13 protein-coding genes and 1 other RNA gene are annotated in these 14,884 nt (G+C 70.8%); 3 read left to right on the top strand and 11 right to left on the bottom strand.

Annotated features, from left to right (window positions below):
* Window positions 1–53: 53 nt before the first annotated feature.
* From murG to rsmI, 11 genes are all read right to left on the bottom strand, one after another.
* A complete protein-coding gene (gene murG, locus OP497_RS04095; RefSeq protein WP_280546713.1) occupies window positions 54–1,142 on the bottom strand; it encodes an undecaprenyldiphospho-muramoylpentapeptide beta-N-acetylglucosaminyltransferase in 1,089 nt (362 codons plus the stop codon).
* Window positions 1,139–2,347 carry a putative lipid II flippase FtsW gene (gene ftsW, locus OP497_RS04090; RefSeq protein ID WP_280546711.1) on the bottom strand — a complete coding sequence of 403 codons (1,209 nt, stop codon included), beginning with the start codon at window positions 2,345–2,347 and terminating at the stop codon, window positions 1,139–1,141. The genes murG and ftsW overlap by 4 nt, the downstream gene beginning before the upstream one ends.
* A complete protein-coding gene (gene murD / locus OP497_RS04085) occupies window positions 2,344–3,720 on the bottom strand; it encodes a UDP-N-acetylmuramoyl-L-alanine--D-glutamate ligase (protein WP_280546709.1) in 1,377 nt (458 codons plus the stop codon). Before murD ends, ftsW begins: the two co-directional genes overlap by 4 nt.
* A gap of 38 nt (window positions 3,721–3,758) precedes the next feature.
* The gene (mraY, locus tag OP497_RS04080) at window positions 3,759–4,841 is read right to left on the bottom strand and encodes a phospho-N-acetylmuramoyl-pentapeptide-transferase (protein WP_040187547.1); all 1,083 of its coding nucleotides are present in this window, start codon (window positions 4,839–4,841) and stop codon (window positions 3,759–3,761) included.
* A gap of 9 nt (window positions 4,842–4,850) precedes the next feature.
* Window positions 4,851–6,230 carry a UDP-N-acetylmuramoyl-tripeptide--D-alanyl-D-alanine ligase gene (gene murF / locus OP497_RS04075; protein WP_280546708.1) on the bottom strand — a complete coding sequence of 460 codons (1,380 nt, stop codon included), beginning with the start codon at window positions 6,228–6,230 and terminating at the stop codon, window positions 4,851–4,853.
* Window positions 6,227–7,762, bottom strand: a complete 1,536-nt coding sequence (locus tag OP497_RS04070; protein ID WP_280546707.1) for a UDP-N-acetylmuramoyl-L-alanyl-D-glutamate--2,6-diaminopimelate ligase — start codon at window positions 7,760–7,762, stop codon at window positions 6,227–6,229. Before OP497_RS04070 ends, murF begins: the two co-directional genes overlap by 4 nt.
* Before the next feature lie 25 nt (window positions 7,763–7,787).
* On the bottom strand, window positions 7,788–9,503 hold the full coding sequence (locus tag OP497_RS04065) for a penicillin-binding transpeptidase domain-containing protein (protein ID WP_280546706.1): 1,716 nt from the start codon (window positions 9,501–9,503) through the stop codon (window positions 7,788–7,790).
* Window positions 9,500–9,826: a cell division protein FtsL gene (ftsL, locus tag OP497_RS04060; RefSeq protein WP_280546705.1), complete on the bottom strand. Its 327-nt coding sequence runs from the start codon at window positions 9,824–9,826 to the stop codon at window positions 9,500–9,502. Before ftsL ends, OP497_RS04065 begins: the two co-directional genes overlap by 4 nt.
* An 8-nt stretch (window positions 9,827–9,834) precedes the next feature.
* Window positions 9,835–10,791, bottom strand: coding sequence for a 16S rRNA (cytosine(1402)-N(4))-methyltransferase RsmH (gene rsmH, locus OP497_RS04055; protein ID WP_280546704.1), 957 nt, complete (start codon window positions 10,789–10,791; stop codon window positions 9,835–9,837).
* Window positions 10,792–10,843: 52 nt separating this feature from the next.
* Window positions 10,844–11,208: RNase P RNA component class A (rnpB, locus tag OP497_RS04050), an RNA gene on the bottom strand.
* Between the two features lie 32 nt (window positions 11,209–11,240).
* Entirely contained in the window at window positions 11,241–12,098 is an 858-nt protein-coding gene (rsmI, locus tag OP497_RS04045) for a 16S rRNA (cytidine(1402)-2'-O)-methyltransferase (RefSeq protein ID WP_280546703.1), read from the bottom strand.
* 46 nt (window positions 12,099–12,144) lie between these two features.
* Between rsmI and OP497_RS04040 the strand changes: the two genes are divergently transcribed.
* The 3 genes from OP497_RS04040 to OP497_RS04030 are packed head-to-tail and all read left to right on the top strand — an operon-like array spanning window position 12,145 to window position 14,882.
* On the top strand, window positions 12,145–13,896 hold the full coding sequence (locus OP497_RS04040) for a penicillin-binding protein activator (protein WP_280546702.1): 1,752 nt from the start codon (window positions 12,145–12,147) through the stop codon (window positions 13,894–13,896).
* Entirely contained in the window at window positions 13,880–14,248 is a 369-nt protein-coding gene (locus OP497_RS04035) for a YraN family protein (RefSeq protein WP_280546701.1), read from the top strand. Before OP497_RS04040 ends, OP497_RS04035 begins: the two co-directional genes overlap by 17 nt.
* Window positions 14,249–14,288: 40 nt before the next feature.
* Entirely contained in the window at window positions 14,289–14,882 is a 594-nt protein-coding gene (locus OP497_RS04030) for a phosphoheptose isomerase (RefSeq protein ID WP_280546699.1), read from the top strand.
* Window positions 14,883–14,884: the final 2 nt, after the last annotated feature.

Raw genomic sequence — 14,884 nt, 5'->3', positions numbered from 1 at the left:
GCCCCCGTCCGGGGTGCGGGGGCGTGGCCTGACCGGGAACCGGTCCGAGGGTCTCATCGCTCAAAGCCTGTCTCCATGCAACCGGCCACCAGGCGCTCGACGGCATCGAGATGGGCACAGCCACGGGCCCGTGCCGCCATGGTGGCGAGAGTGTCGGGGTCCAGCAGCGACACCAGGCACTCGGCCAGCGTCGCCGCACTCATCTCCTGCTGGGGCATCAGTCGCGCCGCCTGCTCGTCGACCAGCGCCCGGGCGTTGGCCGTCTGGTGGTCGTCCACCGCGTGGGGAAAGGGCACGAAGAGCGCCGGCTTGGCCGCGGCGGCCAGCTCCGCCACGGTCAGGGCGCCGGCCCGACACACCACCAGATCGGCCCAGGCGTAGGCGCCGGCCATGTCGTCGATAAAGGCCGTCACCTCGGCGGCCACGCCCCGGACCTCATAGGCCTCGCGGGTCATCGCGTCCTTGTCGCGGCCGGCCTGGTGGCGCACCTCGGGGCGACGGGCCTCGGGCAGCCGGGCGAGGGCCTCGGGCAGCCGCTCGTTGAGGGCCTGCGCCCCCAGGGAGCCGCCCACCACCAGCAGCCGCAGGCGCCGCCCGGCCATCTCGCCTGCACGCCGCGGGGCCTCGCCGAGGCGGGCAATCTCATCGCGCACCGGGTTGCCGACCACCTCGGCCCGGCCGGGGAAGGCCTGGGGAAAGGCGGCATAGACGCGGCGCGCCAGGCGTGACAGGACCCGGTTGGTCAGGCCGGCCACGGCGTTCTGCTCGTGGATGACCAGGGGCCGGCGGGCCAGCCAGGCCGCCAGGCCGCCGGGCCCGCTGGCGAAGCCGCCCAGCCCCACCACCAGCTGAGGATCGACGTCGCGGATCACCCGGCCCGCCTGCCATACCGCGCGGACCAGGTTGATGGGGGCCAGCAGCCAGCCGGCCAGGCCGTTGCCGCGCAGCCCACTCACCGCGATGCGATGCAGCGGGATGCCGGCCGCGGGGACCAGGCGGTTCTCGATCCCGCGCGGGCTGCCCAGCCAGGCGACCTGCACGCCCCGCGCCTCCAGCCCGCGGGCCAGCGACAGGGCCGGAATGACGTGGCCGCCGGTACCGCCGGCCATGATCAGGACACGACGTCCCTCGCGTCGACTCATGTTGCGCGTCCTTGTGTGCTGCCGGACGAGGGCGCCCGGGAAGCCGTGGGCCCGGCCCGGCGACGGGCCAGGCGGGTCTCGATGTCGGCACGCAGCAGCAGCGCCATCATCACGCAGCTCACCACCAGGCTCGAGCCGCCATAGCTGAGCAGCGGCAGGGTCAGCCCCTTGGTGGGCAGCATCCCGGTGCTCACGGCGATATTGATGAAGGCCTGGGCCCCGATGAGCAGGGCGAAGCCGTAGCCGAGGTAGGCGGCAAAGGCCAGGCCGGCCAGCTCGGCCCGCCGCCCCACCGCCATGGCCCGCCAGATCAGCAGGGCGAAGAGCCCCACCACGGCGATGGCGCCCAGCAGACCGAGCTCCTCGGCCAGCACCGCGAAGACGAAGTCCGTGTGGGCCTCCGGCAGGTAGAACAGCTTCTGCACGCTGTTGCCCAGCCCCACGCCCAGCCAGTGCCCGCGCCCGAAGGCGATCAGCGCCTGGGTCAGCTGGTAGCCACTGGCGAACTGGTCGGCCCAGGGATCGGCGAAGCTGGTCAGGCGCGCCATCCGATAGGGTTCGGCCACGGCGGCCAGCGCCCCGAGGGCGCCCACCAGCAGCAGCAGCACCAGGAAGCGCCCCCAAGGGGCACCGGCCATCAGCAGCATGCCCATCACCGCACCGGTCATTACCACCACGGCACCGTAGTCGGGCTCGAGGATCAGTAGCCCCGCGATCACCGCCATCACCGCCAGGGGGCGCAGGAAGGCTCCCCACTGGCGACGCACCAGGGGCAGGAAGCGCTCCAGGTAGCCGGCCAGGTAGACGATCAGACAGAACTTGGCGACCTCGGATGCCTGCAGGTTGAAGGGCAGACCCGGCACGGAGAGCCAGCGCCGGCTGCCGTTGACCTCGCGCCCCACCAGCAACACCAGCAGCAGCAGGACCAGCCCTACCAGCAACAGCAGCGGGCCGTTGGCCTTCCACCAGGCCAGCGGCACCCGCAGGGCCAGCGCCCCGGCGGCCAGCGCCACCAGCAGGAAGAAGCCGTGCCGCAGGCTGAAATACCAGGCATTGCCGGTGAGGCTCGAGGCCACCTCGCTGGACGCCGAGGTCACCATCACCCAGCCGATCAACAGCAGCGCGAAAGATGCCAACACCAGCCAGCCATCGAAGGCGTGATCGGCGGTGCTCAGCCGCTGGCGCAGGCGGGATAGCCGGTTCATGGGGTCGCCTCCGCCAGCTTGAGCACCGCGCCGCGGAAGGCCTCGCCGCGGGCCTGGTAGTCGGTGAACTGGTCGAGACTGGCGCAGGCCGGCGACAGCAGCACACAGTCCCCGGGCAGGGCGATTTCCACCGCCCGCGCCAGGGCAGCCTGCAGGTCCTCGACCCGGGTCACCGGCAGCCGGCCATGCAGGGCCTGCTCCAGCTGATCGGCATCCCGACCGAAGAGGATCGCCTCGCGGCCGTAACGCGCCAGGGGCGCCGCCAGGGGGTGGAAATCGGCCCCCTTGCCCACCCCGCCGGCGAGCAGGATCAGGCGCCCCTCGAGGGTCGGCCCGAGCCCCTCGAGGGCGGCCAGGGTGGCGCCGACGTTGGTGCCCTTGGAGTCGTTGATCCAGCGCACCCCTGCGACCTGTGCCACCAGCTCGCCACGATGGGGCAGGCCGGGGAAACGCCGCAGCACTTCGATCATGGCCAAGAGCGGAAGGCCCAGGCGATGGCCCATGGCCAGCGCCGCCAGGGCGTTGGCCTGGTGGTGCCGCCCCGGCAGGCGCATCTCGGCGGCCGGCAGCAGCGGCTCGTCCCCGTGCATCAGCCAGTCACGGTCGGCGCGCCGGGCGATGCCCCAGTCGTTGCCCTCGGGGGCCCGGGTGGTGAAGCGGTCCAGGGCCGGCAGCGGCCCCTCCGGCCAGGTCCGCGGGTCCTCGGCATTGACCACGCCGTGCCGGGCACCGCGGAAGATGCCTTGCTTGGCGGCCCGGTAGCCGGCCATGTCGCCATGGCGGTCCAGGTGGTCCTCGGAGAGATTGAGGAAGGCGGCCGTCTCGGCGCCGAGCGAGGGCGTGGTCTCGAGCTGGAAGCTGGAGAGCTCCAGCACGAAGAGCTCGGCATCGGGTGCCGCCTCGAGCAGGTCGAGCGCCGGGGTCCCCAGGTTGCCGCCCACCGCCACCCGCACCCCGGCCTCGCGGGCCATCTCGCCCACCAGGGTGGTCACGGTGGACTTGGCGTTGGAGCCGGTGATGGCAGCGATGGGCGCTCGGGCCGCGCGCACGAAGAGCGCGATTTCCCCCACCAGCGCCGGCTCACCGGTGGCCTCGCGGGTGCGCCCCGCCAACGCTTCGAGACCCGGCGTGTGCGGGTCGACGCCGGGGCTGACCACCACCTCCTCCACCGCGGAGAGATCCAGGCCGGTGAGCGGCCCGCAGTGGATCTCGATGCCCGGGTGGGCGGCGTGGAAGTCCGCCAGGCCCGGCGGCGTGGTGCGGGTATCGGCGACCATGAAGGGCACACCGAGCCGGCCAAGGTGTCGGCAGATGGCCCGCCCGGAGAGCCCGAGCCCGACCACCAGCGTCGTTCCCTTCGGCACCTTGACCATGTTGAGCTCCTTGCGGATGGCGACGCGACCCCTGGGGATCAGCGGACCTTGAGGGTGGCCAGGCCAATCAGCACCAGCACCACGGTGATGATCCAGAAGCGCACGATGACCCGCGGCTCCGGCCAGCCCTTGAGCTCGTAGTGGTGGTGCAACGGCGCCATGCGGAAGATGCGCCGCCCGGTGAGCTTGTAGGAGCCCACCTGCAGGATCACCGAGACGGTCTCCATGACGAAGATGCCGCCCATGATGAACAGCACGATCTCCTGGCGCACGATCACCGCCACCACGCCAAGAGCGGCCCCAAGTGCCAGGGCCCCGACGTCGCCCATGAAGACCTGGGCCGGGTAGGTGTTGAACCACAGAAACCCCAGACCGGCGCCGGCAATGGTGGCACAGAACACGGCCAGCTCGCCCGCCCCGGGGATGAAGGGAATCTGCAGGTAGTCGGCGAACACGGTGTTGCCGGTGGCATAGGCGAATACCGCCAGGCCCATGGCCACCAGCACCGTGGGCATGATCGCCAGGCCATCGAGGCCGTCGGTGAGATTGACGGCATTGGAGCTGCCGACGATCACCAGGTAGGTGAGCACCATGTAGAACACCCCCAGGGGCAGCACGAACTCCTTGAACAGCGGCACGATCAGGCTGGTCTCCACCGGTGAGGCGGCGGTGACGTAGAGCAGCACCGCAGCCGCCACGCCGATCAACGACTGCCAGAAGTATTTCCAGCGTGCCGGCAAGCCTCGGGGATTTTTCTCCACCACCTTGCGGTAGTCATCCACCCAGCCGATGGCGCCGAAGCCCAGGGTCACCGCCAGCACCAGCCACACGTAGTGGTTGGTGAGGTCGCCCCACAGCAGGGTGCTCACGGCGATGGCCATCAGGATCATCGCGCCGCCCATGGTGGGGGTGCCGGCCTTGGAGAGGTGGGACTGGGGGCCGTCGTCGCGCACCGCCTGGCCGATCTGGCGCTCCACCAGGCGGCGGATCATCACCGGCCCGAGCCACAGGCAGAGCACCAGGGCAGTCAGGGTCCCCAGGATCATGCGCAGGGTCAGGTAGTTGAAGACGTTGAAGGCAGTCTGGAATTGCGCCAGGAAATCAGCCAGAAAGAGCAGCATGTATCGCGTTCACCTTGAAGCATCCGCACGCAGTGCCGCCACGACGTGTTCCATGCCGGCACTGCGTGAGCCCTTGACCAGCACGCTGGCCGCGGGCGGTAGATGGTGGAGGACGTGGCGCATCAGCGCCTTCCTATCGTCGAAATGGACCCCGCCTTCGCCGAAGGCCCGGCTGGCCGGCCTCGCCGGCTCACCGAGGGTGCCCAGGAAATCGATTCCCCGTTCCCGCGCGTAGTGTCCGAGCTCGGCATGCAGCCGGTCGGACTCGCCCCCCAGTTCTCCCATGGCACCCAGCAGGCACCAGTGCGGCCCGGGCAGCGTCACCAGAACATCGAGCGCTGCCTTTACCGCACCGGGGTTGGCATTATAAGTATCATCCAGCAACCGAGCGCCACGAAGGCCCTCGACAACATTCAGGCGGCCCGACATCGGAGCCACCTCTTCGAGTCCGGCCAGCACCTCGCCCTCAGAGAGCCCCATCGCCAGGGCCGCGGCTGCGCTCGCCAGGGCATTGGCCACGTTATGGCGTCCCAGCAGCGCCAGGCTAATGCGTCCGAGCTCGCGACCGTCCAGGACAAGCGTGAAAGCATAGCGCCCGAGAGCGTCGCAGGCCAGCGTCTCACCTCTCAGGCGCGCCCGCGGATCCAGGCCGAAGTCGAGCACCTCGCGGGGCGCCGCCAGGCTCGCCCAGGTGGCGAAGAAGGCATCGTCGCGATTGAGCACCGCCACGCCATCGGCCGGCAGGCCGGCCAGGATCTCCGCCTTGGCCTGGGCGATCCGGCCCAGACCGCCGAACTCGCCCACGTGGGCCCCGGTGACGTTGGTGATCACCGCCACTCGGGGCTCGGCCAGGGCCGTGGTCCAGGCGATCTCGCCGAGATGATTGGCGCCCAGCTCCACCACCGCCTGGCGGTGCCCGGGCTCCAGCGCCAGCAGGGTGAGGGGCGCACCGATGTCATTGTTGAAGTTGCCCTGGGTGGCCAGCGTCGACCCGCTCTGCTCAAGCAGGGTCGCCAGCATCTGCTTGACCGTGGTCTTGCCGCTGTTGCCGGTCACGGCGACCAGGGGGCCGCCCCAGGTTCGCCGCCGGGCACGCGCCAGCAGCCCCAGGGCCAGCCGGGTGTCGGCCACCACCAGCTGGGAGAACGAGCTGGCCATCGGCCGCTCCACTGTCCTCTCGACCACGGCCGCCACGGCGCCCGCCTCGCGCGCCTGGGTCACGAAGTCGTGGGCATCGTAGCGCTCGCCGGCGAGCGCTACGAACAGGCTACCAGGGGTAAGCCGCCGGGTATCGGTGACGATCGCGCCGATCGGCAGGTCGACGGCCGGGGCCGGCAGGCCCAGGGCCTCGGCCACCTCGGCCAGGGTCGTCAGACCGCAGCGGCTCATGGGGCCTCCTTCCCCGCGCCTTTTTCAGCGCCCGCCGCGGCACTACGGGCATCCAGCGCCCGCTCGGCCTCGGCCAGGTCCGAGAAGGGCTGGCGCACCCCGGCCACTTCCTGGTAGGCCTCGTGGCCCTTGCCGGCGATCAGGATCACGTCGTCCGGTGCGGCCTCGGCCAGCACCCGGGCGATGGCCGCGCCGCGACCGTCGACCTCGAGCACCTCGCGTGACAGCGCATCGCCCAGGCCCGCGAGGATCTGGGCACGGATCGCGGCCGGGTCCTCGCTGCGCGGGTTGTCGTCGCTGACCACCAGCCGGTCGGCCCGCTGCCGCGCGACGGCGGCCATCAACGGGCGCTTACCGGCGTCGCGGTCGCCGCCGCAGCCAAACAGGCACCACAGCCGGCCGTCGCCCGGCAGGTGGGCCCGCAGCGCCGAGAGGGCGTTGTCGAGGGCGTCCGGGGTATGGGCATAGTCGATGACCACCGTGGGGCCGCCCGGCCGCGTCAGGCACTGCATGCGACCGGGCACCGGGGCGAGGTCGGCCGCCGCCGCGAAGAGTGCCTCCAGGGAATGGCCCAGGCCGAGGAGGGTGGCCATGGCCAGCAGCACGTTGTCCAGGTTGAAGCGGCCCATCAGCCCGAGCTCGAGCACCCGCTCCCCTTCCGGCGTGGCGATGAGCGCCCGCTGACCCTCGGCATGCGGCACCCAGTCGATGACGCGCAGGGTCACCGACGCATCCTGCCCCACGCCCAGCACCCGCACGTGGCGATGCACGCCGGCGAGCATCAGGCGCGCTAGCGGGTCGTCCCCGTTGACCACCGCGAGCTCGAGCTCATGGCGACGGAACAGCCGCGCCTTGGCAGCGGCATAGGCCGCCATGCTGCCGTGGTAGTCCAGGTGGTCACGGCTGAGGTTGGTGAACACTGCCGCATGCACGCGACAGCCATCGAGGCGGCCCTGCTCCAGGGCATGGGAGGAGACCTCCATGGCCACCCGGCGCACGCCGTCGGCCGCCAGCTCGCCCAGTGCGGCTTGCAGGGCCAGGGGGCCCGGCGTGGTCAGCCGGCCGGCCGCCAGGCGCCCCGGCCGGCCGTGCCCCAAGGTGCCGACCAGGCCGGCGTCCACCCCGAGGGCCTGGCTCAGCTCTGCCAGGTAGTGGGTCACCGAACTCTTGCCGTTGGTGCCGGTGACCCCGACCAGCGCCAGGTCCCGGGGCACGGCGAACAGGACCTGGCCCAGCTCGCCCTGGGCCTCGCGCAGCCCCGTCAGCCACAGCACCCGGGGGTCGTCGGGCCCGGGGGCACCGTCGTCATGGGCCAGCACCAGCGAGGCGCCGGCCTCGAGGGCCGCCGGGATGAAGTCGCGGCCGTCGGCCGCCACCCCCGGCACCGCTACGAAGACGTCGCCCGCGGTCAGTCGACGGCTGTCGAGCACCAGCCGGACGGCCTCCGGCAGGGTGATATCCGCCAGGGCACGGCGACAGCCGGGCCAGAGCCCGACCAGGCCCGTCTCGAGTCGCTCGGCGGTCAGCTGCATCGCATTTCCTCCCCAGGGCTTGCGCTCATGAATCCGGCTCCCGGGCATCCGGTGGCACGTCCAGCAGGCGCAGGGCATTGCCGGCCACCCGCGAGAAGACTGGCGCCGCCACCGCCCCGCCGTAGTAGCTGTCGCCCCGCGGGTGATCGATCATCACCACCGTGACGATGCGCGGGTCCGAGACGGGGGCGATGCCGACGAACAGGCCGCGGTAGACCTTCTCCTGATACCCGCCGGCATCGGTCTTGCGCACGGTCCCCGTCTTGCCGGCGACCCGGTAGCCCGGCACCAGTGCCCGGCGGGCGCCGGTGCCGGGCTCGACGACCTTATCCATCATCCCCAGGATCCGCCGCGCCACGCCCGGGTCGATGGCCGGCTCGCCGGCCGGCGCCTGGCCGAGTTTGAGCAGCGAAGGCGGCAGGCGCCGGCCGTCGTTGGCAATCGCCGTGTAGGCACTGGCCAGCTGCAGCGCCGAGACCGAGAGGCCGTACCCGTAGGCGAGGGCCGCCCACTGGCTGCTCGACCAGCGCACCGGGGCCGGGATACTGCCGGTCGCTTCGCCAGGGAAGCCGGTCCCCGGGCTCTGCCCCAAGCCCACGGCCCGGTAGGTCGCCGGCACTACCGGGTCGTCCAGACGCAGCGCCAGCTTGGACATGCCGATGTTCGAGGACTTCTCGAGGATACCGGACAGGGTCAGCTTGCCGTAGTTGCCGATGTCCTTGATGGTGAAACGGTCGATGACCATCCAGCCCGGCGAGGTATCGACCACCGTATCCAGCGGCACCTTGCCGCTCTCGATCATGGCGGCCATCGCCAACGGCTTGATGACCGACCCAGGCTCGAAGGTGTCGACGATGGCCCGGTTGCGCAACCCCTGGGTGTCGAGTCCGGCGCGATTGTTGGGGTTGTAGGAGGGCTGGTTGGCCATGGCCAGCACCTCGCCACTGCGGGCATCGAGCATCACCACGATGCCGCCATCGGCGTCATGCTCGGCCACCGCCGCCTTGAGCTCGCGATAGGCCATGTACTGGAGGCGCTGATCCAGCGCCAGGGTCAGATTCCCCCCCGGCTGGGCCTCCTGCAGCAGCGCCAGGTCGCGCACCAGGCGGCCGCGGCGATCCTTGAGCACCCGGCGCTTGCCGGGCACCCCGGCGAGGTGATGCTGGTAGGCCAGCTCCAGACCCTCCTGACCCAGGTCGTCGATATTGGTCACCCCCAGCAACTGCGCGGTCACTTCCCCCGCCGGGTAGTAGCGCTTGTACTCCTCCCGGGCGTGGACGCCGCGAATGCGCAGGTCCAGCACCTGCTGGGCCGCCTCCGGCGTCATGCGACGGCGGAGGTACATGAACTCGCGCTCGGCGTAGCGCGTGATGCGCTCGTTGAGCGCATCCAGCTCCTGGCCTAGGGCCCTGGCCAGCATCAGGCGCTGGATGTCGTCGGCCGGCAGGTCCTGGGGATTGGCCCAGAGGGTGACCACCGGGGTAGAGATGGCCAGCGGCTCGCCGTGGCGGTCAGTGATCATGCCGCGATGGGCGGGGATGGTGTCGGTGCGCAGGGTACGGGCATCGCCCTGCCCCTGCAGAAAGGGACGGTCGAAGACCTGCAGGTCGATGATGCGGCCGGTCAGCAGCGCCAGCCCCGCCAGCACCAGCGTCATCATCACCCCGTAGCGCAGCCGGCCCATGGGTGCCATGGGCGGCGGCCGACGCGGCGTCACACCGCTGCGGGGGTCGGCGCTCATGGCCGGATGACCTCGACCTCGTCGATGTCGGGCAGGCGCATCTCCAGGCGCTCCTGGGCCAGGCGCTCGATGCGGGCGGGCGAGGACCAAGCGCTCTCCTCGAGCAGCAACTGTCCCCATTCGGTCTGCAGCTGCTGCTGCTCGCGCTCGAGCTGCTGCAGGCGGGCATACTGGCCACGGATCAGGTGACTGGTGGTGATCACCGCCAGGGCCGAGCCCAGGCAGGCCGTCAGCAGCAAGGCGACCAGCAGCAGCCGCGGCGATGCCCCCAGGCGAAGGGGCCAGCCGAACGAGGAGGTTGCCGCGGATCGCCCCTGTGCCATGACCGACCTCAGTATCGCTTGCGCGCCACACGCATCACCGCACTGCGCGCACGGGGGTTCTCCTCGACCTCCTCGGCAGAGGGACGATGCGCCTTGCCCAGCGACGCCAGGCGCCGCTTGAGCTGGTCGTCGCGGATCGGGATGCCGCGCGGCAGGTCGATGTCGCCACGCACGTGGTCGCGAATGAAGCGCTTGACCCGGCGGTCTTCCAGCGAGTGGAAGCTGATCACCACCAGGTGGCCGCCCGGAGCAAGGGCCTCCAGCGCCGCCTCGAGGGCGGTATCGAGCTGTTCCAGCTCGCCATTGACCTGGATGCGCAGGGCCTGGAAGACCCGGGTCGCCGGGTGCTTGCCCTTCTCCCAAGCGGGATGGGCGACCTTGACCACCTCGGCGAGATCCGCGGTCCGCGCGAAGGGGCGCTCGGCGCGCCGCGCCACGATGGCTCGGGCCAGGCGGCGGGCGAAGCGCTCCTCGCCATAGGCCTTGAAGACAGCGGCGATCTCGCCTTCGCTGGCCCGCGCCAGGAAGCCCGCGGCACTCTCGCCGCGGGTGGGGTCCATGCGCATGTCCAGGGGGCCGTCGCGCAGGAAGCTGAAGCCCCGCTCGGGATCGTCGAGCTGGGGTGACGAGACCCCCACGTCGAGCAGGACGCCGGCCAGCCGGCCATGCAGGCCGTGGCGATCGGCGATCTCGCCGAGACGGGCGAACTCGCCCTGCTCGATGGTGAAGCGCGGGTCGTCGATGGCCACGGCCTCGGCGACGGCCTGGGGGTCGCGATCGATGGCCAGCAGGCGGCCCTCGGGGGCCAGCCGCGCGAGGATGGCGCGCGAATGGCCACCGCGGCCGAAGGTACCGTCCAGGTACGCGCCCTCGGGGTCGTGGACCAGCACCTCCACGGCGCCATCGAGCAGCACGCTGGCATGGCGAAAGCCGCGGGCGGGCTGTTCAGGGGCGGATGACGGCATGTGACTCTCGTTCGAGGGGCTGAGGGGCCGTACGAAACGGCAGTATTCGAATAAAGGGAGTCGGCCGATAAGCCGGGTTCTGTCGTGGACAGTCATTCCTCTAGGGGCCGTGTCACCAGGGCCCTCAAGCAACCTACCCGAACCCGACGCGGGCCACGTCATGGGGTTCCTATTTGGTCTTGCTCCGAGTGGGGTTTACCGTGCCACGCTCTGTTGCCAGGCGCGCGGTGCGCTCTTACCGCACCCTTTCACCCTTGCCGGCCTCCCGAGGGAGACGTAGGCGGTCTGCTCTCTGCTGCACTTTCCGTCGGCTCACGCCGCCCAGGCATTACCTGGCACTCTGCCCTGTGGAGCCCGGACTTTCCTCCCCCGCCCCGGCCCGAAGGCCAGAGCGGCGGCGACTGTCTGGCCAACTCCCGGGGCAAGGATACCAGTGCCCTCCCCCTGCCTCAATGCCCGTCCTTGAGCGCCTGCAGCCGGCCATACCAGACCTTCTTGGCACCGCCCAGCATCCGCGCCGCCACGGCGGCCGCCTGCTTGACCCCCACCCCCTCCTCGAGCAGGGCCGAAAGCAGTGCATCGGCCTCCACCGTCGAGGCATTTACGTCGCCGCGAGGAGGAGCCCCGGCCACTATCACCACGAACTCGCCACGCGCCTGGTCCGGATCCCCGTCCATGCGCTCAAGCAGCTCAGCGGCGCTGCCGTCCAGGAAGGTCTCGAAGGCCTTGGTCAGCTCACGGGCCAGCACCACCCGGCGTGCTCCGAGGGTGGCAGTCAGGTCCGCCAGGGTGTCACGGATGCGGTGGGGAGACTCGTAGAACACCAGGGTCTCCTCGCGGGTCGCCAGCGCCTCCAGCCGCCCCCGGCGACCGCCCCCCTTCGCCGGCAAGAAGCCCTGGAAAAGGAAGCGGTCGGTGGGCAGCCCCGCCGCCGACAGGGCCGCCACCAAGGCACAGGGCCCCGGGACCGGCACGATGCGACGCCCGCGGGCACGCAGCTCGCGCACCAGCACGAAGCCGGGATCGCTGATCAGCGGCGTGCCGGCGTCACTGACCAGGGCGATATCCTCCCCGGTGACGAGGCGGGCATCCAGGGCGTCGACCCGCGCGGCCTCGTTGTGTTCATGCAGCGAGAGCATCGGCCGCGACAGGCCCAGGTGGCGCAGCAGGCGGCCACTGTGGCGGGTATCCTCGGCGGCGATCACCGCCACCTCCCCCAGCACCCGGGCGGCCCGAGGGCTCAGATCGTCCAGATTCCCAATGGGCGTGGCGACGACGTACAATGAACCGGCAGGCGTATCGGACATCTCGGCTCCCTGGGGTGCTCTCGGACATGGGGACAAGGAAGGATTCATGAAGATCTCGTTTCGCGGCCCGCTGGCCGCCGCACTCACCGCACTGCTGCTTGCGGGCTGCAGCTTCCAGCCGGGCATCATCGAGCGACAGGCCAACGGTGATCCACAGCGCCTGCTGCAGCAGGCCGAGCAGCAGGCGCCCGGCCAGGCCGCCCTGTCGCGCCTGGAGGCGGCCGACATCCTAGCACGCCAGGGAAGCCGCACCCAGGCACTGGAGGTCGCCAAGGAGATCGACGACAGTCGGCTGGAGCGCCAGGCACGGACCCGCTGGGCGCTGCTGCTCTCGGAGCTGGGCGAGGCCGAGGGGGACCCCTGGGCGGTGATCCAGGCCGGGCAGCTGCTCGACGAGGTCGACCTGCCTCGCGAGGCCTCCCTGACCCTGCGTGAACGCTTAGGGATGGCACTGGCCAAGGTCGACGAGCCCCGCGCCGCCGCCCAGGCCCTGATTCGCGTCCAGGCCGAGACCCAGCGCGAGGACCTCAACGACCCGATCTGGGACCAGCTCTCGCGACTGGACGGCGGCTCACTGGCCAGCCTGCGCGAGGAGGGCGGCGACCTGACCCGGGGATGGGCGGCCCTGGCCGAGCTGGTGCGCTCCAGTGGCGGCGACATCCAGCGGCTCTTCGCGCGCCTGGAGGACTGGCGCGAGCGCCATCGCGGCCACCCGGCGGCGCGACGCCTGCCCGGCGAGATCACCGCCCTGGGTGAGCTGCGCGGCCAGCAGGTCAGCCATATCGCGATCTTCCTCCCCGAGTCCGGGCCGCTCGCCGGCATTGCCGAGGCGATCCGCGAGGGGATCCGCACCCACCACCTCGAGGGCGTCGACAGTGGCGCCCGCCTGACCTTCCTCGACAGCAGTCACGGCGATCTGGAGGCGCTCTACCGGGAGGCCAGCGAGCGTGGTGCCCAGGTGGTGATCGGCCCGCTGGACAAGGATGCCGTCAGCGAGCTGGAGAGGCGCGATCGGGTCCCCCTGCCGACCCTGGCGCTCAACTACGGCCGCGGCAAGCACAACCAGGCCCTGGGGCTCTTCCAGTACGGCCTGTCTGCCGAGGACGAGGCCCGCCAGGCCGCCTCTCGTGCCTGGGTCGATGGCCACCGCCTGGCCTCGTTGCTGGTCCCGGACAACGACTGGGGACGCCGCGTTGGCGAGGCCTTCTGGAGCGCCTGGCGTGACCGCGGGGGCGAGATCGCCAACGCGGTACGCTACAACCCCGAGGCCCCGGCCACCGAGAGCGCCCGCCGGGCCGTGACCAACCCCCGGCCGGACATGCTGTTCCTGCTGGCCCTGCCGGACTATGCCCGCCAGGTACCGCCGACGCTGGACTACTACGACAGCGGCGACCTGCCGATCTATGCCACCTCCCACCTCTTCGAGGGCCGCCTGCAGCCCCGCCTGGATCACGACCTGGACGACGTGCTGTTCGCCGATATCCCCTGGCAGATTCCCGATGCGGCCGTGGGCGGCGTCGAGGCCCTGCCCTTCCTCGAAAGCTATCGCCGGCTGCGCGAGGAGTCCGACCCCGCCCTGTTCCGGCTGATGGCCATGGGCGTGGATGCCTACGAGCTGGCCACTCGCCTGCCACAACTGCAAGCCATCGGTGGCATTGAACTGTTCGGCGCCACCGGCACCCTGAGCGCCGGCGAGGATGGCCGCATCCAGCGCCGCCTGCCCTGGGCCCGCTTCGTCAACGGCGTGCCCCAGCCCATGCTGACCCCGGGGGTGTTCGGCGATGACCGGGCCCCGTGACGCTCGCGCCCGCGGCGGCGCCATCGAGCAGCTCGCCGCGCGCTGGCTGATGGCACGCGGGCTCTCCCTGGAGGCCAGCAACCAGCATGCCAAGGGCGGCGAGATCGACCTGGTGATGCGCGACGGCGAGGTGCTGGTGTTCGTCGAGGTCCGCCACCGCGCCGACCGCCGCCACGGGCACCCGCTGGAAACCGTCACCGCCACCAAACAGCGCCGTCTGATCCGGGCAGCGCGTTTTTATCTCCAGCGCAACGGGCTATCATGTCCCTGCCGCTTCGATGTGCTGGCCGTGACTGGCACGCCCCCCAACCTAGAGATCGAATGGGTGGCGGATGCCTTCGAAGCGTCCTGACCGGTCAAACCCCTCTGCGAATAAGGACCAGGAACCCCGCATGGATTTCCAGCAGCGCATTCTCGGCCACTTCAATGCCAGCATCGACACCAAGACCTACGCCAGTGAGGTGCTGCCGCCCTTCATCGAGGTGGCCAGCCAGATGATGGTGCAGTGCCTGGTCAGCGAGGGCAAGATCCTGGCCTGCGGCAACGGCGGCAGCGCCGGGGACAGCCAGCATTTCTCGTCGGAGCTGCTCAACCGCTTCGAGCGGGAGCGCCCCAGCCTGCCGGCCCTGGCCTTGACCACCGACACCTCGACCCTGACCTCGATCGCCAATGACTACAGCTACAACGAGGTCTTCTCCAAGCAGATCCGTGCCTTGGGTCAGCCCGGCGACATCCTGCTGGCGATCTCCACCAGCGGCAATTCCGCCAATGTCATTCAGGCCATCCAGGCCGCCCACGACCGCGACATGACGGTGGTGGCTCTGACCGGCCGGGACGGCGGCGACATGGCCTCGCTGCTGGGCCAGGACGACTGCGAGATTCGGGTGCCGGCGACGTCCACGGCACGCATCCAGGAGGTCCACCTGCTGGCGATCCACTGCCTGTGCGACCTGATCGACGAACAACTCTTCGGTACAAGCGAGTGACC

It is taken from the genome of Halomonas sp. 11-S5 (genome assembly GCF_029889825.1).
In the GTDB taxonomy this organism is placed as follows: Bacteria; Pseudomonadota; Gammaproteobacteria; order Pseudomonadales; family Halomonadaceae; genus Halomonas.
The sequence above is the reverse complement of the archived record's forward strand: the minus strand, read 5'-3'. Positions and strand labels throughout refer to the sequence as shown.

Coding starts and splice junctions, on each gene's coding strand:
- mraY (WP_040187547.1), bottom strand. CDS start 4,841: ATGCTGCTCTTTCTGGCTGATTTCCTGGCGCAATTCCAGACTGCCTTC.
- murF (WP_280546708.1), bottom strand. CDS start 6,230: ATGAGCCGCTGCGGTCTGACGACCCTGGCCGAGGTGGCCGAGGCCCTG.
- murD (WP_280546709.1), bottom strand. CDS start 3,720: ATGGTCAAGGTGCCGAAGGGAACGACGCTGGTGGTCGGGCTCGGGCTC.
- OP497_RS04070 (WP_280546707.1), bottom strand. CDS start 7,762: ATGCAGCTGACCGCCGAGCGACTCGAGACGGGCCTGGTCGGGCTCTGG.
- rsmH (WP_280546704.1), bottom strand. CDS start 10,791: ATGCCGTCATCCGCCCCTGAACAGCCCGCCCGCGGCTTTCGCCATGCC.
- rsmI (WP_280546703.1), bottom strand. CDS start 12,098: ATGTCCGATACGCCTGCCGGTTCATTGTACGTCGTCGCCACGCCCATT.
- OP497_RS04065 (WP_280546706.1), bottom strand. CDS start 9,503: ATGAGCGCCGACCCCCGCAGCGGTGTGACGCCGCGTCGGCCGCCGCCC.
- OP497_RS04030 (WP_280546699.1), top strand. CDS start 14,289: ATGGATTTCCAGCAGCGCATTCTCGGCCACTTCAATGCCAGCATCGAC.
- ftsL (WP_280546705.1), bottom strand. CDS start 9,826: ATGGCACAGGGGCGATCCGCGGCAACCTCCTCGTTCGGCTGGCCCCTT.
- OP497_RS04040 (WP_280546702.1), top strand. CDS start 12,145: ATGAAGATCTCGTTTCGCGGCCCGCTGGCCGCCGCACTCACCGCACTG.
- murG (WP_280546713.1), bottom strand. CDS start 1,142: ATGAGTCGACGCGAGGGACGTCGTGTCCTGATCATGGCCGGCGGTACC.
- ftsW (WP_280546711.1), bottom strand. CDS start 2,347: ATGAACCGGCTATCCCGCCTGCGCCAGCGGCTGAGCACCGCCGATCAC.
- OP497_RS04035 (WP_280546701.1), top strand. CDS start 13,880: ATGACCGGGCCCCGTGACGCTCGCGCCCGCGGCGGCGCCATCGAGCAG.